General features: G+C 45.1%; 1 protein-coding gene and 1 pseudogene. One reads left to right on the forward strand and one right to left on the reverse strand.

Going from position 1 to position 550, the window contains the following annotated elements; genetic code table 11:
- Positions 1–192: pseudogene (locus R7R24_RS29605) on the forward strand (alanine--glyoxylate aminotransferase family protein); the annotation flags it as partial.
- A gap of 118 nt (positions 193–310) precedes the next feature.
- Here the strand turns inward: R7R24_RS29605 and R7R24_RS29610 are convergent.
- Positions 311–550 (reverse strand): Wzy polymerase domain-containing protein (locus R7R24_RS29610; RefSeq protein ID WP_318120577.1); only part of this gene is annotated, 240 nt, incomplete at its 5' end.

Below are 550 nucleotides of genomic sequence, written 5' to 3' on the forward strand. Positions count from 1 at the left end.
ATTTATGTGCCTGAAGGGATCGATGAAGCGAAAGTTCGCGCGCATCTACTTGAAACTTACAACCTTGAAATTGGTGCAGGGCTAGGTGCGTTGGCTGGCAAAGCATGGCGTATTGGGTTGATGGGATACGGTGCTCGTGCGGAAAACGTCGCACTGTGCTTGAAGGCTCTGGAAGAGTCTTTAACTGAGTAAGAGTTGCGCATTAGAGCGTCTCAAGAGCTTGGAACTCTATTACTCATAGGCCAACAGGGACTAAAATCATTGGGCTGAAAACAAAAAAGCGAAGGAAGTCCTTCGCTTTTTTGTTTGTCTATTCCGCATCAGACACGCTAGGCGTTGTCGATTGGGCTTGTGAGGGTGGTTGATAATTTACTTGGCTAAAGTCGATGTTCGGAAATAGGAATTGAGCCTCAGCACGAATTTGTTCTGCTTTACTGCTGTCATCCAGTCCTTGATAAGCCAAGATCAAGTTATTGTAGAATGCAGGGCGTGGCTTATCTTTAATGATCTGCAATGACCAATCAACATAAGGTTGAATCAAACTTGGATC

This window comes from Vibrio sp. 704 (assembly GCF_033339295.1).